14 protein-coding genes and 1 tRNA gene are annotated in these 14769 nt (G+C 41.0%); 7 read left to right on the top strand and 8 right to left on the bottom strand.

Translation table 11 applies throughout. The annotated features are described in order from the left end of the window. Nucleotides 1-36: 36 nt before the first annotated feature. Genes OCV73_RS09520 through OCV73_RS09535 form a run of 4 tightly spaced genes read right to left on the bottom strand, consistent with a single transcriptional unit; the run spans nt 37 to nt 2476 of the window. Nucleotides 37-618, bottom strand: coding sequence for a Maf-like protein (locus OCV73_RS09520; protein ID WP_147551645.1), 582 nt, complete (start codon nt 616-618; stop codon nt 37-39). Between the two features lie 15 nt (nt 619-633). Continuing rightward, nucleotides 634-1158: a KdsC family phosphatase gene (locus tag OCV73_RS09525; protein WP_147551647.1), complete on the bottom strand. Its 525-nt coding sequence runs from the start codon at nt 1156-1158 to the stop codon at nt 634-636. A gap of 5 nt (nt 1159-1163) precedes the next feature. Beyond that, entirely contained in the window at nt 1164-1934 is a 771-nt protein-coding gene (locus OCV73_RS09530) for a Rossmann-like and DUF2520 domain-containing protein (protein WP_147551649.1), read from the bottom strand. A 14-nt stretch (nt 1935-1948) separates the two neighbouring features. Next, nucleotides 1949-2476, bottom strand: coding sequence for a nitroreductase family protein (locus OCV73_RS09535; protein ID WP_147551651.1), 528 nt, complete (start codon nt 2474-2476; stop codon nt 1949-1951). A gap of 165 nt (nt 2477-2641) precedes the next feature. Between OCV73_RS09535 and OCV73_RS09540 the strand changes: the two genes are divergently transcribed. Then, nucleotides 2642-5050 carry a TonB-dependent receptor gene (locus tag OCV73_RS09540; protein WP_147551653.1) on the top strand — a complete coding sequence of 803 codons (2409 nt, stop codon included), beginning with the start codon at nt 2642-2644 and terminating at the stop codon, nt 5048-5050. A gap of 6 nt (nt 5051-5056) precedes the next feature. Here OCV73_RS09540 and OCV73_RS09545 read toward each other — a convergent pair whose 3' ends face one another. Then, nucleotides 5057-5587 (bottom strand): HdeD family acid-resistance protein, encoded by a 531-nt coding sequence (locus OCV73_RS09545; protein ID WP_167551244.1) that lies wholly within the window; start codon nt 5585-5587, stop codon nt 5057-5059. A gap of 193 nt (nt 5588-5780) precedes the next feature. Here OCV73_RS09545 and OCV73_RS09550 point away from each other — a divergent pair, with 193 nt between their 5' ends. Further along, nucleotides 5781-6749, top strand: coding sequence for a diacylglycerol/lipid kinase family protein (locus OCV73_RS09550; protein ID WP_176896540.1), 969 nt, complete (start codon nt 5781-5783; stop codon nt 6747-6749). A 51-nt stretch (nt 6750-6800) separates the two neighbouring features. Here OCV73_RS09550 and OCV73_RS09555 read toward each other — a convergent pair whose 3' ends face one another. Further along, on the bottom strand, nt 6801-7295 hold the full coding sequence (locus tag OCV73_RS09555) for a metallophosphoesterase family protein (RefSeq protein WP_147551657.1): 495 nt from the start codon (nt 7293-7295) through the stop codon (nt 6801-6803). Nucleotides 7296-7403: 108 nt separating this feature from the next. On the opposite strand from OCV73_RS09555, the gene OCV73_RS09560 reads away from it, so the two are divergent. Both OCV73_RS09560 and OCV73_RS09565 read left to right on the top strand, forming a co-directional pair. Further along, nucleotides 7404-7476 (top strand) — tRNA-Gly (locus OCV73_RS09560). Between the two features lie 54 nt (nt 7477-7530). Continuing rightward, nucleotides 7531-8034: a YfbM family protein gene (locus tag OCV73_RS09565; RefSeq protein WP_147551659.1), complete on the top strand. Its 504-nt coding sequence runs from the start codon at nt 7531-7533 to the stop codon at nt 8032-8034. Between the two features lie 78 nt (nt 8035-8112). On the opposite strand, the gene corA is transcribed toward OCV73_RS09565, so the two are convergent. Further along, nucleotides 8113-9195: a magnesium/cobalt transporter CorA gene (gene corA, locus OCV73_RS09570; protein ID WP_147551661.1), complete on the bottom strand. Its 1083-nt coding sequence runs from the start codon at nt 9193-9195 to the stop codon at nt 8113-8115. Nucleotides 9196-10175: 980 nt separating this feature from the next. Here corA and OCV73_RS09575 point away from each other — a divergent pair. The 3 genes from OCV73_RS09575 (at nt 10176) to OCV73_RS09585 (ending at nt 14128) form a co-directional block, all read left to right on the top strand. Beyond that, a complete protein-coding gene (locus OCV73_RS09575; protein WP_147551664.1) occupies nt 10176-10448 on the top strand; it encodes a tetratricopeptide repeat protein in 273 nt (90 codons plus the stop codon). A gap of 267 nt (nt 10449-10715) precedes the next feature. Then, nucleotides 10716-12413, top strand: a complete 1698-nt coding sequence (gene aspT, locus OCV73_RS09580) for an aspartate-alanine antiporter (RefSeq protein ID WP_147551666.1) — start codon at nt 10716-10718, stop codon at nt 12411-12413. 41 nt (nt 12414-12454) lie between these two features. Next, complete coding sequence (locus tag OCV73_RS09585; RefSeq protein ID WP_147551668.1) at nt 12455-14128, top strand: bifunctional aspartate transaminase/aspartate 4-decarboxylase; 1674 nt, start codon at nt 12455-12457, stop codon at nt 14126-14128. Nucleotides 14129-14182: 54 nt separating this feature from the next. On the opposite strand, the gene OCV73_RS09590 is transcribed toward OCV73_RS09585, so the two are convergent. Continuing rightward, a complete protein-coding gene (locus OCV73_RS09590; RefSeq protein WP_147551670.1) occupies nt 14183-14548 on the bottom strand; it encodes a hypothetical protein in 366 nt (121 codons plus the stop codon). Between the last annotated feature and the right edge of the window lie 221 nt (nt 14549-14769).

Consider the following 14769-nt stretch of genomic DNA (forward strand, 5'->3'; position numbering starts at 1 on the left):
TGAATGGGTTTCAAACAATTCTATATATTTCTTATACTAAAATTTTTTCAGTTCTTTATAAATCCGTTGTACGGGCAATCCCATAACATTAAAATAGGAACCTTCGATACTTTCCACTCCGATATATCCGATCCATTCCTGAATTCCATAAGCACCTGCTTTATCCAAAGGCAAATATTTTTCCACATAATAATCTATTTCCTTTTCTTCCAATACAGCAAAGGATACGCGGGTAGAAACGGCGAACGATACTTTTCTTTTCCGGGTACATAGAGTAACCCCAGTTATCACCGTATGAGACCGGCCGGACAATTCTCTCAGCATTTCTTTTGCCTCTTCCTTATCCCGGGGTTTTCCAAATACCTTTCCTCCGAACCATACGATCGTATCGGCAGTTATCAATAACGTATTGTCTTTCATACTGTTCCGGTAAGCCATTGCCTTTTCCCGGGATATATACAATGGAATTTCTTCTCCTTCCAGAATATCGGGATAAGATTCATCTACGTCCGGCAGGGCGGTAACGGCATATTCTATATCCAAACCTGCCAGTAGCTCACGCCTGCGGGGTGAATTACTGGCCAGTAATATATCGTATTTCTTCAAGTGTTCCAGCATAATATTCCGTATTTATTACCAGCCAAACGCTTTTTCATTTTTCATCCAATGGCCTTGTGCTCTCAATATTTGTTCTATGATATCCCGGCCACATCCCATTCCCCCGCAATAAGGAGATATATACAAGGAACAAGACTTAATTTCCGGAGCAGCATCGGCAGGACAAACCGGCAAACCGACTTTTTGCATGACTTCGTAATCGGGTATATCATCTCCCATATACATGACCTCTTCGTCTTTCAGGTTACATGCCGTGATCCACTCTTCGTAAGTGCGTATCTTAACTGCAACTCCCATATAGACGTTCTGTATACCCAACCCTTCAAAACGTTTTCGTACAGCTTCAGTTTTTCCTCCGGTTATTATAGCCACCTGATAACCTAATTTCACAGCCAACTGTAGAGCATAGCCGTCTTTTATATTGACCACTCTCATAGGTTCCCCCGACGGATGCAAAGGTACGGAATCGGCGGATAAGACACCATCCACGTCAAACGCGAATGCTTTAATTTTTTCCAGATCGTAATTGATACGGCTCATAATCCTTATTTTTTTAACCGGGCATTGTGAATACTCCGGCTCAGTAACTCGTATATCTGTTTCATTTGTTCATCAGGAAGCATAGCCGACTGGCGTTCCATAACATTACGGTCATACCGTACGGCAGGCCCCGTTTGCGCATCATGAGGAGCCAGCAGATGTACCTTCGCCGCCGTTTCATCTATAAGGGGCAACATGACATCGAAAGGTATATCCTGTTCTTCCAGCAAACGATAACACAGGTCATACATGTGATTTGTAAAATTACAGGCAAATACGGCCGCAAGATGAAGATACTTTCTCCGTTCGGAACCTGCTTCATATATACGGCCCGATATCTTTCCGGCATATTCGCGCAATACGGCGGTATCTTCGGGAGTACGAGCTTCTACAAATACCGGTATCCCGGAAAAATCGACTTCCCGTTCTTTGCTGAAAGTCTGCATCGGGTAAAATACGCCATACCGTTCTACATGTCCTGCGAAAACTGCCGCAGGCATACTCCCTGCCGTATGTACCCACAAAGCTCCGTTAGGCTTCACTTTCCGGATAACCTCCTCAAGCACCTCGTCCTTCACCGAAAATATATACAAATCGGCATCGGGAACAATAGCCGACAAATCGCATGTATACGGAACACCGCCCAGTTTACTGCCAAGCATATGTGCCGACTCTTCGGTACGACTGTATACCTGCAAAATTTGCACACCCGCCTGCTGAAACGCCAGGGCGGCACGGCTGGCAAGATTCCCGGCTCCGATAAATACAACTTTCATGTTCTTTCTTTTTCTTACCAACGGTCGGCATGTACTTTTTCCCACATCATCTTTTCCGGATCGAACGGTTTTCGTTCCTCTGCTTTATACCCGAAAGTAACAATACACAATACTCTCAATGTTTCCGGTATGTCCAACAGCTCTCTTACATATTCTTCCGCCGGTTTCAGTTCTGCGCCGAAACGGTCCCGTATCTGTATCCAGCAACTGCCCAGTCCCAGATCTTCCGCCTGCAACTGCATAAGCAAAGCGGCACATGAGGAGTCTTCTACCCAGGCATCGCTTTTTTCGGGATCGGCAGCGACTACTACCGCCAGAGAAGCTCCTGCAATAGGCTTCGCCCCCATATCCTTACAAAAGGAAAGTTCTTCCAAGGTTGCTTTATCTTCTACCAGAACAAACTCCCACGGCATGGAACGTTTCGAAGATGGTGCCATAAGAGCCGCTTCAAGTATCTGTTTTACATCTTCCGGAGGAATGGGTTCGCCGGTATATTTACGGATACTGTGCCGATGTAACAACAGTTCATGCATATTTTCCATAACAAAAGGGATTAGTGTTTCTGCAAAGATAACAATATAGGAGGAAAAATAGGTATCTTTGCATAGTTTTGAAAAGCAAATATACGTTATCGTATTTTTCTACGTTATATGTTTGGTGTCTTTTTTCCAGCAATAAAAATAACACCGGTATATAAACCACGACACATGAGACTAAGAATATATATTTTATTTCTTCTGGCATCACTTACTTTATCGTTACAGGCTCAAAAAAGAGTCAAGCTCACGGGAAAGGTCATAGACGGAGACAGCGAACCTATCGAACTGGCGACGGTGCGGGTTGCGGGTACGACCATGGGAACCATGACCGACCTGAAAGGCGAATATGAACTTCTGGTGCCAGCCTCCGATTCCATAACCGTAATTTATTCTTGTCTGGGTTATAAAGAAGAACAACGAACCTTGATCAACCTGGAAAAAGACGTATCTCTCCTGATACGCCTGAATAAGAAAACCCGTCAATTACAGGAAGTGGTAGTATCGGAATATCGCAAACAGACCAATACCCTGCAAATGATAGATGCCAAAGACCTGAAATTGTTACCTGACGCTTCGGGAGGCAGTATCGAAGCTATGCTTACCACTTTTGCCGGTGTAAATTCCAGTAACGAGTTAAGCTCCCAATATTCGGTCCGCGGAGGTAATTTCGACGAAAATATAGTATATATCAACGGCATCGAAGTTTACCGTCCTCTTCTTGTCCGTTCCGGACAGCAGGAAGGGTTGAGTATCATCAACCCCGATATGGTAAGCGGTATAGGTTTCTCTTCCGGAGGATTCTCTGCAGAATACGGGGATAAAATGTCATCTGTACTGGATATAGCCTATAAACAACCCGAAGCTTTCGAAGGGTCGGTATCGGCCAGTTTCCTGGGAGCGACAGCTTCTATCGGGCAAAGTACAAAGAAATTTTCACAATTGCACGGGATAAGATATAAAACAAATTCTACCTTGTTAAGCTCACTGGATACGAAAGGGGAATATAAACCGTCATTTTTCGATTACCAGACTTACCTGACCTATAAATTCAATCCTAAATGGGAAGCTTCGTTACTGGGAAACATCTCGGCCAATACATATAATTTCATACCTCAGGAACGTAACACGTCTTTTGGCACGGCTACGGATGCCAAACAGTTTAAAGTATATTTCGACGGACAGGAAAAAGATAAGTTCGAGACCTATTTCGGGGCTTTATCCTTAAACTATCATCCTTCGAAATATACACAATGGGCCCTCCAGACTTCGGCATTCGTCACGAACGAACTGGTCACTTACGACATCGCCGGAGAATATTGGCTGGACGAATTGTCCGAAGAAACCGAGAACAGCGGTAATACGGGAGCTTTGGGTATAGGAAAATATCATGAGCATGCCCGTAACCGGTTAAAAGCCTCAGTCATATCCACGTCGCTCAAAGGAGCTACAAAAATCAAACAGCACGAGCTGAAATGGGGATTTACCTACCAGTTCGAAAAAATACACGACCGGGTACGGGAATGGGAAATGCGGGACTCTGCGGGTTATTCTCTGCCAAATACGGGAGAGTCTCTGGAAATGATCTATAACTTGTTTTCCAAACACGATATCAGCAGCAACCGTATATCGGCCTACCTGCAGGATTCTTACCGGTTACGTACCCGGCTGGGACGTTTTACCTTCACCGCGGGTCTGCGTGCCTCTTTCTGGGATTTTAATAAAGAAACTATAGTGAGCCCCCGCGTATCGGTAGGATTGATCCCTACATTCTCGGAACAACTAACATTCCGTTTTGCAACGGGACTTTACTATCAGGCTCCGTTCTATAAAGAATTCAGAGATACGATACCGGACGAAAACAATAATTATATTGTACAGCTCAATAAAAATATAAAATCACAGCGTTCTATTCATTTCGTATTAGGTTCGGACTACTCGTTCCGTGCGATTAACCGTCCTTTCAAGTTTACCGCCGAACTTTATTATAAAAAACTGGATAATCTTATTCCTTATGAAGTAGACAACGTAAGGGTATGGTACAGCGGACACAACAGCAGTAAAGGTTATGCGATGGGACTCGACATGAAACTGTTCGGGCAATTTGTTCCCGGTACCGATTCATGGATAAGTTTTTCCCTGATGAAAACACAGGAGAACCTGAGCGGAATAAAAGTGCCCCGTCCTACCGACCAACGATACAGCTTTGCTCTTTTCTTCCAGGATTACGTACCTAAATTTCCTAAATATAAAATCAGCCTGAAAGCGATTTTCGCAGACGGTTTGCCTACCAGTTCACCCCGTCACGGCAGGGAATCGGGCTATTTTCGTGCGCCTTCTTACAAACGTGTAGATATAGGTGCTTCCCGTATATTAGTGGGTGGAGAAGACAAATTGATGCAAAGAGGTGTGTTCCGTTACTTGAAAAGCGTATGGATAGGAATCGACGTATTCAACCTGTTCGATATCAGTAATGTGAATTCTTATTACTGGGTTACGGACATTCACAATGCCCAGTACGCAGTACCTAACTACCTGACCCGAAGACAGTTTAATGTACGCCTTTCGATAGAGTTCTGACCGGAACTATTTAAATTTGATATAATTAATCAAATCTACCAGACCGTAAAAGATAGTCGCACTGCCGAAAACAAGCATCAGTACTTTTTCGGTGGCAGAGAACGGATTGAACAGAATAAGTAATCCGGTGACCAAAACCAGAACCGGAAATATATAAAAAATAAAAGGAACGGAACGCCTTTGATGTATCATAAGCAGGTTAAGTAATTGGAACACTCCCACTACTACCAGTAAAATACCTAACAAATAAATAAGAAAAGCACTGAATACTTGCGGGATAAGGATAAGACAAAGACCGAACAGCAAGGCTCCGATGCTCTCGATCGGAAACATCCGTCCCGAAGATTTTCCACGGCCGGAATTTTTTCCGGGATTCTGAGCCAGATACATTACCAAAGAGAATGCGGCGGGAACAACAAAAGCCACTCCCAGAATAAGTATGATATAATCCAATGCCAAATGAGGCCAGAATACCAGCAGACAACCAGTCAATATGGCTAAAACACTACGGAAAACGGGATTTTGTAATTTATTCATAACATTACGTATTTCTTGTATACAACAAATCATAAACAATATGGTACAACAAAATTAATCACTTTTCCCGATAAATAGTCCTCCTATACACAAATATCTGCAGGGATATTTTAGAGCATTATAATTAAAAAGAAACTTTGAAGGTCGCTTTTTTTTTCTAACTTTGCCTTCCGTTTGAAGGAAACGAACTATTATGGATATAAGGAAACGTCTGATAGCTATCATCAATCCGATATCGGGTACTCGTCATAAAGAAGATTTGCCAACCGTAATCCGGGAAGAACTGGATAGCAACGCATTCTCTACAGAAATAATAATGACCCAATATGCCGGACATGCTGAAGAACTCACTCGCAAAGCCGTGGATGACGGTATCGATTATGTATTGGCCGTAGGCGGCGACGGAACATGCAACGAAGTATCCAGAGGTCTTATCAACTCCTCGACAGCACTGGGAATCATTCCGGTGGGTTCGGGAAACGGACTGGCCCGTCATCTGGGCATTCCTCTCAACGTGCGCAAAGCCCTGCAAATCGTAAACGATAACCGGGTGATAGAACTGGATTATTGTACGGCGAACGATAAACCTTTCTTCTGTACTTGCGGCATGGGATTCGATGCACTTATCAGCCTGAAATTTGCAGAGGGAAAGCGCAGGGGCGGCTCCACTTATGTGGTAAAGGCTTTAACGGAATATCTGAAATACCGTCCGGAAACTTATTGTATAGAAACTCCCGACGGAATTATAAAAGAAAAAGCGTTTCTCATAGCTTGCGGAAATGCTTCCCAATACGGAAACAATGCATATATAGCCCCCCATGCCAGTATGCAGGACGGAAAAATAGACGTTACCATCATACGGCCGTTCACTCCTTTCGACACAGCGTTACTGGGATTACAGCTTTTCACGAAACAAATAGACCATAATACCAATATCAGAAGTTTTACTACCGATTATTTGTCTATCGTGCGGGAAAAACCGGGTGTCATGCATATAGACGGAGAACCTATCGAAATGGCTGAACGCGTAGACATCCACTGCATTCATGCCGGACTACGCGCCATAGCTCCTCTCGAAGAACGTAAACCATCGCTCATAGAACCTTTTGAATCAGTTTTCTGGGAATTGGTAGATACCGTAAAGAACGAACTGAATATTTAAAAACAGATACCGAAGTAAAAAGCCGGAATAATCATTCCGGCTTTTTACTTTTTATTTATCATTCAACTCTATTACTTCCAGGTCTTTGAACTCACCTTTGTCTATTGTAAAGCGTACCAACGTACGTTGCTTATGAAATCCATATTTCCCGGCAGCTCCCGGATTGATATGCAGACAACGGAGCGTTTTGTCATACAAGACCTTAAGTATATGCGAATGTCCTGTTATAAATAAGGTAGGCGGATGATGGTAAATCTCAGGTATAACTTCCTGCGCATATCGTCCTGGATATCCCCCTATATGCGTCATCCATACATCGGCTCCTTCTATCGTAAAACGCAAATGCTTGGGATAACGGATCCGGATTTCTTGCCCGTCTATATTCCCATATACCGCACGCAACGGTTTTATAACGTCCAATCTTTCAGCTATATCCAGAGAACCTATATCTCCGGCATGCCATATTTCATCACAACCGGCAAAATATTTTTCATAACGGTCGTCCCACCAGGCATGAGTATCGGAAAGTAATCCTATTCTTACCATAATGTCATTTTAAATGAGATAAAGCTCTTTTAGGTATAAGCAAAATTAGCATAATTATTTGGACTTTCAGAAAAAAAAGCTACCTTTGTTTCGCTTTATAAAACATTTGCGGTAGTAGCTCAGTTGGTAGAGCATCAGCTTCCCAAGCTGAGGGTCACGAGTTCGAGTCTCGCTTACCGCTCTGATTCCGGTCTCTTGTAATTACAAGAGGCTTTAATTTTAAAACCTTAATTCTATGAGTTGTTTAGGCGTATTATTTTCTTTATCGGAAAAAGAAATAGCAAAATTGAAATCATTTAAAGATGACGAAGACCGGCTTGATTACCTGGAAACAGAAATAGAAGAAACTTATTTAGGCAAATTCCGGGATAAGGCAGCAGAACTTGATAAGTCATGGGATGCATTACACAGAGCCCTGACCGATGGAAAACTGGAATGGGATAACGGCAGTTACCCCCTGAATCATGTCATATTAGGCGGCGAGTTATTATATTCTGAAGATGACTATATCATGTCATTAAAGGCTCCCAAAGACGTTAAATTAATTTCTGAAGCCATACAACCAATTGACAAAGAAAAGTTTAGAGAAATGTATTTCAAAATTAACGAAGATGACTACGGTTTCTCCGTCAATGAAGAAGACTTTGAATATACATGGTCTTGGTTCGAATCCACAAAAGAATTCTGGAAAAATGCAGCTTTAGAAAAAAGATATGTTCTTTTCACGGTAGATCAATAAAAACTCCAGATTCGCATTCATCGGTAATAAAGAAACATGGAATTAAATAAAGAGATTGCTTTTCTGTATCTCACTTTATTAATTCCATTTTTTTTTGCGTATATACCACCAGACAGCTAATGTAATTATTATGAACGAAGCCCATGCCATAAGATAACCGTATTGCCATTCGAGCTCAGGCATTATTTTAAAATTCATTCCCCATACTCCTACCATAAATGTCAATGGAATAAAAATAGTGGTAACTACGGTCAGTCGTTTCATTATTTCATTCATCCTTAAATCGTTATTGGACAAGTACCATTCCATAACAGCAGCACATGACTCATGAAAAGAGTCGGCCGTTTGTAAAATAAATGTGAGGCGATCCTGCAAATCATTCAGATAGATAATATTCTCCGGCCTGATTAATTGATTCTCATTTATAATAAGAGTCTTAAAATCATCTTTCAACGGGAATAATGATTTTTTTAACAGTATGCACCAATGGCGATTTTCCTGCAGACGTTTTACAAAATTATCAGCAGGGCTGCCTTCGGATAACTCATCTTCCAGTTCACTTACACGGTCTTCCAAATAAGCCAGTGTTTCTATGTTTGCATTCAATATACTATTGATGAGTGTTATAAACAGGTAATCATTACCTTTATTACGGATCATAGCCGTATTCAACTTGACAGCCTGCTTAATATTCTCAAACAAAGGGCTCTCGGATTCCTGAAAAGAAGCGACGAAATTATTTCCTAATACCAGGCCTATATGCTCTTGTTGTAATTCGTTATTTCCCGAAACCGAATAAGAATTCACCAGGAACACTACCCTGTCTGCATACACTTCAATCTTGGCAATGTGTTGTGTCAAAAGAATATCCTGGATATCCAACTGGTGTATTCGAAGCGATACCCCCAAACGGGCAATATATTCCGCATCGGAAATCCCTACGATATTCAGCCAATTTACCTGATTTTCATTTAACAGGGAATGCAGCGTCTCAGGAGAATCAATATTCTTGATATTCATTTTGTCCGGATTATATTGAACGAGCGTAGCTGTGGTTCGCCCTTTTCGTTCTCCGGTATAGACCAGCTCGTTCAACAACAAATTATTTTTACGCCGTTTACGCTTTTTATATAAAAGTGACGCTTGTTTATGCATACTCATATTCGATAATATTACAAATATACACTTTTCATTCTTCGACGAATTATCTATTTCTGTAATTATTTATAAACAATTAAAGATCCTTTTTAGATTATAGAACTATAAAATAAATTTAAAACAAAATATCATTTATTTATATACATTATATACTTTAAATCCTATAACGCCTAAGCATTCTCTTTCTTTGTTTATGAAAAGTACTCAATACCCTTCCTCAGGTATGCAGAACAGTATTTTTTCCATAAATTAAAAAATCAACTATATTAAATTATTTTCTATAAAATGACTTGTTTATAGCAAAATTCTTTTTACATTTACGACAAACAAAATTATTTCCATATACTTTTTAATTACTATTACATGTGCTAAGAAGTACGTGAGGATAATAACGCCTCCGTCTCAAGAGAAAATCGCCATGTATAGTAATTACGTGGAAATAATTTTGTTAAAACCATCTCTTGGGCGGAGGCTTTTATAATACATGAATAAACCTTAAAAGCTATGGGTCCTAAATTAAAACCAAATTTACTATACCATTTCTTTACTGCTATAAAGCAACAAATCATCTCATTATCAGGAATTAAAAATCTGATTTCTTATATTCATAGAACGGATAAATATTCACAAAAGTTTGTTAAAGATAAAACTTTTAAGTCATTTTATCTACACTTAATATACATTTTCCTGCACGATAGAAATTACGGTACTCTATTGGCACATCCTTCTATATATAACAACAGTTCTATCATAATTTACCTGTTGACTCTGGAAGAAAGAAATCAGAAAATATTTATGATGTTCATACAAGGTTATAAATACAATGAAATTTCAGATGAAACCGGATTACCGAAAAACGAAATTAAAGCAAAGATTTATGAATTCCTACGCGAATTCAAAATGCAAAGAAATTATTTTTTTTAATAATCAGGATAGTTAATTTCTTATCTTAGCCATATATTTGCAAAAATAACAAGCAGGATATGGAATCGATACAACAAATAAAAAAATATATAAATGATAACGAGCTGGAAAAAGCGACCGGCCTGTTAAAAGAACGTGTTTTAGTTAATCCTAAGGACGACGAGGCTTTTTTTCTTCTGGGTAATATATATCGTAAACAAAGTAACTGGAAACCCGCTATCGAATGTTATCTGACAGCCCTCGATATAAATCCGAACAGTCCCGCCCGACAGGCACATGAAATGGTTATGGAAATCCTTAGTTTCAATAACCCTGACCTTTATAATCCTTAATTCTACAATTACGCCGGCCGTATAACTATTATTTATTATTCTTAGATTCATACTGTAACGGAAGTGTTATTTACTTTCCGCTGCAAATATCGTTATGCTTTTTAGATTCCTCTTACTCGTTTCTTTTTCCTTCCTCACTCTCCGGCAATAAATTATAAACACCTATATAGTAGTTTTAGCATTCTCCTAAAAACAAACAAACAGAAAGAACTGTTTTAGATACGGCAGGATCAAAGACCGGTTATTAATTACCAAAATTTATATACAATGGATATTATACTGAATTTCTTTCGCACGTATCCCGAAATGGCTATTTTTCTGACTATTGGTGTCGGTTTTTGGGTGGGAACTCTCAAATATAAAACATTCAGCCTGGGTACGGTGACTTCCGTGCTTCTCGTCGGAGTCCTGGTAGGACAAATGGATATCTCCATCCCAGGTCCTATCAAATCCGTTTTCTTTCTCTTGTTCCTTTTCGCAATTGGCTACAGTGTAGGTCCCCAGTTTTTTCAGTCATTAAGAAGCGACGGGATACATCAGGTCATATTTGCCTGTATTCTGTGTTTCCTATGTATCGGAACCACCTTCCTTATCGCTAAGTTAATGGGATATTCCCCGGGGGAAGCTATCGGCCTTTTTGCCGGAGCACAAACTATCTCGGCAGTCATCGGTGTAGGAGGAGACACTATTTCTACCCTGAATGCATCCCAGGCAGACAAAACAGCCTGGATCAACATCATTCCGGTATGTTATGCCGTAACTTATATTTACGGGACCATCGGCTCGGCATATATATTGGGAACTTTAGGTCCCCGACTGTTAGGTGGTATAGAGAAAGTAAAGAATGCAACTAAAGAGTTAGAAGCCGAACTCCGCAAAAATACCGAAAGCGACGACCCCGCCTTTATCGATGCCAACCGTCCCATCGTTTTCCGCGCTTATAAAATAGACACTGACTGGTTCAATACTCCTAAAACGGTAGAGGAAATTGAAAATTATCTGCAACAAAATGGTAAACGGATTTTTGTGGAACGAGCCCGCATTGATAATAAGTTAACGGAAATAACTCCTACTCTATCTCTCAAGAAAGGAGATGAGCTGGTATTAAGCGGAAGAAGGGAAACTATTATCGAAGACGAAAGCTGGATAGGCGAAGAAGTTTACGATCCCGAATTGCTGACATTCCCGGTAGAAGATATATTCGTTCTGCTTACAGACAAAAGCATACACGGAAAAACAATCGGCTACCTGCGTCAACAGAAATGTATGCATGGAATCCTTATTAAAGAAATAAAACGAAGCGGAACGCCTATACCCATATATCCGGGGACTAAAATCTATAAAGGCGATACGATGGAGCTTGTCGGCCTGGAAAGAGAAATAAAAGAAGCAGCCCCCAGCCTGGGTTATATAGACCGTCCAACCAACAAAACAGACCTGATATTCGTAGGTCTCGGTGTTCTTATAGGAGGAATCGTAGGCGCACTGACCATTCATGCGGGGGGAGTGCCCATCAGCCTCAGCACCAGCGGAGGTGCGCTTCTGGCCGGTTTGTTCTTCGGATGGTTACGAACCAAACATCCGACTTTCGGCCGCGTTCCCGAACCAGCAGTCTGGCTGCTCAACAATCTCGGATTGAACATGTTCATTGCAGTTATCGGTATTACTTCGGGACCCACTTTCATGACAGGGATCAAAGAAGTAGGTTTCATGCTGTTCCTCGCCGGTGTCGCTGCAACGACCATACCTTTGCTTCTCGGCTTATGGATGGGGGACAAAATATTCAAATTTCATCCGGCCATTAACCTGGGGTGCTGTGCAGGAGCCCGTACGACAACCGCCGCCCTGGGAGCCATACAAGAGTCTATAGACAGTACTTTACCGGCCATGGGATATACTGTAACCTATGCCGTAGGGAACACTTTATTGATCCTGGGCAGCGTCGCCCTGGTATTACTAATGTAAACCGGATATAAGACATTATTAACTATCAAAATTATAAATGTATGAACAGCAAAGAGAAAAAGCCCTTCATGATGAAGGATTACGGGAAGAAGATGGAAAAAGGGCTGGAACAAATGAGCCCTTTCGAAATCAAGAACGAACTTATCAAATATGCTAAAGAATGCGACCAGCGTGCCGTATGCCAGTTCCTGAACGCCGGACGCGGGAATCCAAACTGGATCAATACTGTAGCCCGTGAAGCATTCCTGCTGGTAAGTGCTTTCGGCATTGAAGAATGTAAACGCACTTTCTTCATGAAAGAAGAGGATATAGCCGGCATCCCCGACAAAGAAGGAATTTCCAAACGTTTCGAAGAATTCCTGGAACGGAATATCGTTAATAATAAGGCAGCCGCTTTACTGAAAGAAAGCTATCATTACCTGGTACATGAAAAAGGTGCAGATGCCGACGCTCTTGTACATGAATGGGCCGAAGGCACGGCAGGGGACCAATATCCGGATCCCGACCGTATACTGAAGTACACCGAGCAAATCATCGAAGAGTATCTTATTCAGGAAATGTGTGACCGGCAAACACCACCGGATTATTACGAACTATTCGCAACCGAGGGAGGAACTGCAGCGATGTGTTACCTCTTTAATTCACTGAAAGCAAATAAAATTGTGAACCGGGGTGATCGCATCGCCCTGATGGTTCCCATATTCACTCCTTATATAGAGATCCCAGCCCTGGACGAGTTCCATTTCGATGTCGTAAATATCAATGCGTCCAAACGGACAGAAGAAGGTTATCATACATGGCAATACCCCAAAGAAGAGCTGGATAAACTGAGAGATCCCTCTATTAAGGTTTTATGTCTGGTAAACCCGAGCAATCCGCCTTCTTATGCATTAGATAAAGAAGCCTATCAGCAACTTATAGATATTGTCAAAAAAGACAATCCCAAGCTGATGATCATAACTGACGATGTTTACGGGACATTCGTACCTCATTTCCGCTCCCTGATGTATGAACTGCCTTACAACACGGCATGCGTCTATTCATTCTCGAAATACTTCGGAGCTACCGGCTGGCGGCTGGCCGTTATAGCAATAGCCCGTAACAATATTTTCGATACGCTTATCAGCGAACTGCCCGAAAGCAAAAAACATGAACTTCACCGCCGGTATGAAAGCATATCCATGACCCCCGACAAACTGAAGTTCATAGACCGTCTGGTGGCCGACAGCCGTTTAGTGGCACTCAACCATACGGCGGGACTATCTACTCCGCAACAGATACAGATGAGCCTGTTCGCCCTGTATGCGTTGATGGATAAGAAAGACCGATATAAGAACAAATTGCAAAAGGTGATAAAAGGAAGACTGGAAGCCATGTGGGAAAACAGCGGATTCAAATTATTGCCCGACCCCCTGCGGGCAGGATATTATTCCGAAATAGACATCATGGTATGGGCTAAAAAGATATACGGAGAAGAATTCGCTAAATTCCTGGAAAAGAACTACGAACCTCTGGACTTTGTTCTCAGACTGGCCAAAGAGACCGGCGTAGTACTATTAAACGGCGACGGATTCGACGGACCGAACTGGTCGGTACGCGCATCTTTAGCTAACCTCGATGAGAAAGCTTATAAACAAATTGGTACTATTTTAGGAAAAATGCTGGAAGAATATGCGGCAGCATGGAAAGTAAAAGAAAAGGCAGAAGTCCATTAAGGATTTGTAATATATAAAGAAAACGAGTGAAGAAAAAAATTTTTCACTCGTTTTTTACATTCTATGGAACCAGGATTGAATCGTCCAGATTATTCGTTTATAAAACGGAAATGATTCCTCTTTGATATGTACGCTTATACCGTTGTTTTCACGATTAAGGAATAATATACTGGAAGACATGACCAGTGCGATATGTTTTTCCAGAATTTCAATTCCACAAATATTTTTTAAACGCACCCTATAAAACGGATTCTCGCAGTTAAGGCATGCCAATGTCATAATATCGCCGGAAAAAGAAATCTTATATAAATCAACGTATGGCAAAAAAATAATTTCAGCACCCAGCTCTTGATAATTTCCGGGAGGCTTTCTATATCGCTTGTATAAACTATTGATTAAACGTTTCGTTAGTTGCTGCATAGTAGTGATGCTATAAAAATCAACACTCAATGGTTTTATATCCAATATGCAAATTTACGCATATTATTCCATTTCGGCATAAATAAATAGTTTTTAACTCACTATCACTTATAATAATCTCCACCTTTCATTGATTATTATTTTAGGAAAATAAAAATAGTGAATCATATATATTATAACGTACAAGTATATAAAATAATTCTACCTATCTCCCAAAAAAT

The organism is Barnesiella propionica (genome assembly GCF_025567045.1).
Classification (GTDB): Bacteria; Bacteroidota; Bacteroidia; order Bacteroidales; family Barnesiellaceae; genus Barnesiella_B; species Barnesiella_B propionica.

What these genes read in the sequence shown, in the direction of transcription:
- OCV73_RS09545 (WP_167551244.1), bottom strand. Translation starts at nt 5,587, where the DNA reads ATGAATAAATTACAAAATCCCGTTTTCCGTAGTGTTTTAGCCATATTG.
- OCV73_RS09585 (WP_147551668.1), top strand. Translation starts at nt 12,455, where the DNA reads ATGAACAGCAAAGAGAAAAAGCCCTTCATGATGAAGGATTACGGGAAG.
- OCV73_RS09575 (WP_147551664.1), top strand. Translation starts at nt 10,176, where the DNA reads ATGGAATCGATACAACAAATAAAAAAATATATAAATGATAACGAGCTG.
- OCV73_RS09555 (WP_147551657.1), bottom strand. Translation starts at nt 7,295, where the DNA reads ATGGTAAGAATAGGATTACTTTCCGATACTCATGCCTGGTGGGACGAC.
- OCV73_RS09535 (WP_147551651.1), bottom strand. Translation starts at nt 2,476, where the DNA reads ATGGAAAATATGCATGAACTGTTGTTACATCGGCACAGTATCCGTAAA.
- OCV73_RS09520 (WP_147551645.1), bottom strand. Translation starts at nt 618, where the DNA reads ATGCTGGAACACTTGAAGAAATACGATATATTACTGGCCAGTAATTCA.
- OCV73_RS09565 (WP_147551659.1), top strand. Translation starts at nt 7,531, where the DNA reads ATGAGTTGTTTAGGCGTATTATTTTCTTTATCGGAAAAAGAAATAGCA.
- OCV73_RS09525 (WP_147551647.1), bottom strand. Translation starts at nt 1,158, where the DNA reads ATGAGCCGTATCAATTACGATCTGGAAAAAATTAAAGCATTCGCGTTT.
- OCV73_RS09590 (WP_147551670.1), bottom strand. Translation starts at nt 14,548, where the DNA reads ATGCAGCAACTAACGAAACGTTTAATCAATAGTTTATACAAGCGATAT.
- OCV73_RS09540 (WP_147551653.1), top strand. Translation starts at nt 2,642, where the DNA reads ATGAGACTAAGAATATATATTTTATTTCTTCTGGCATCACTTACTTTA.
- OCV73_RS09530 (WP_147551649.1), bottom strand. Translation starts at nt 1,934, where the DNA reads ATGAAAGTTGTATTTATCGGAGCCGGGAATCTTGCCAGCCGTGCCGCC.
- OCV73_RS09550 (WP_176896540.1), top strand. Translation starts at nt 5,781, where the DNA reads ATGGATATAAGGAAACGTCTGATAGCTATCATCAATCCGATATCGGGT.
- aspT (WP_147551666.1), top strand. Translation starts at nt 10,716, where the DNA reads ATGGATATTATACTGAATTTCTTTCGCACGTATCCCGAAATGGCTATT.
- corA (WP_147551661.1), bottom strand. Translation starts at nt 9,195, where the DNA reads ATGAGTATGCATAAACAAGCGTCACTTTTATATAAAAAGCGTAAACGG.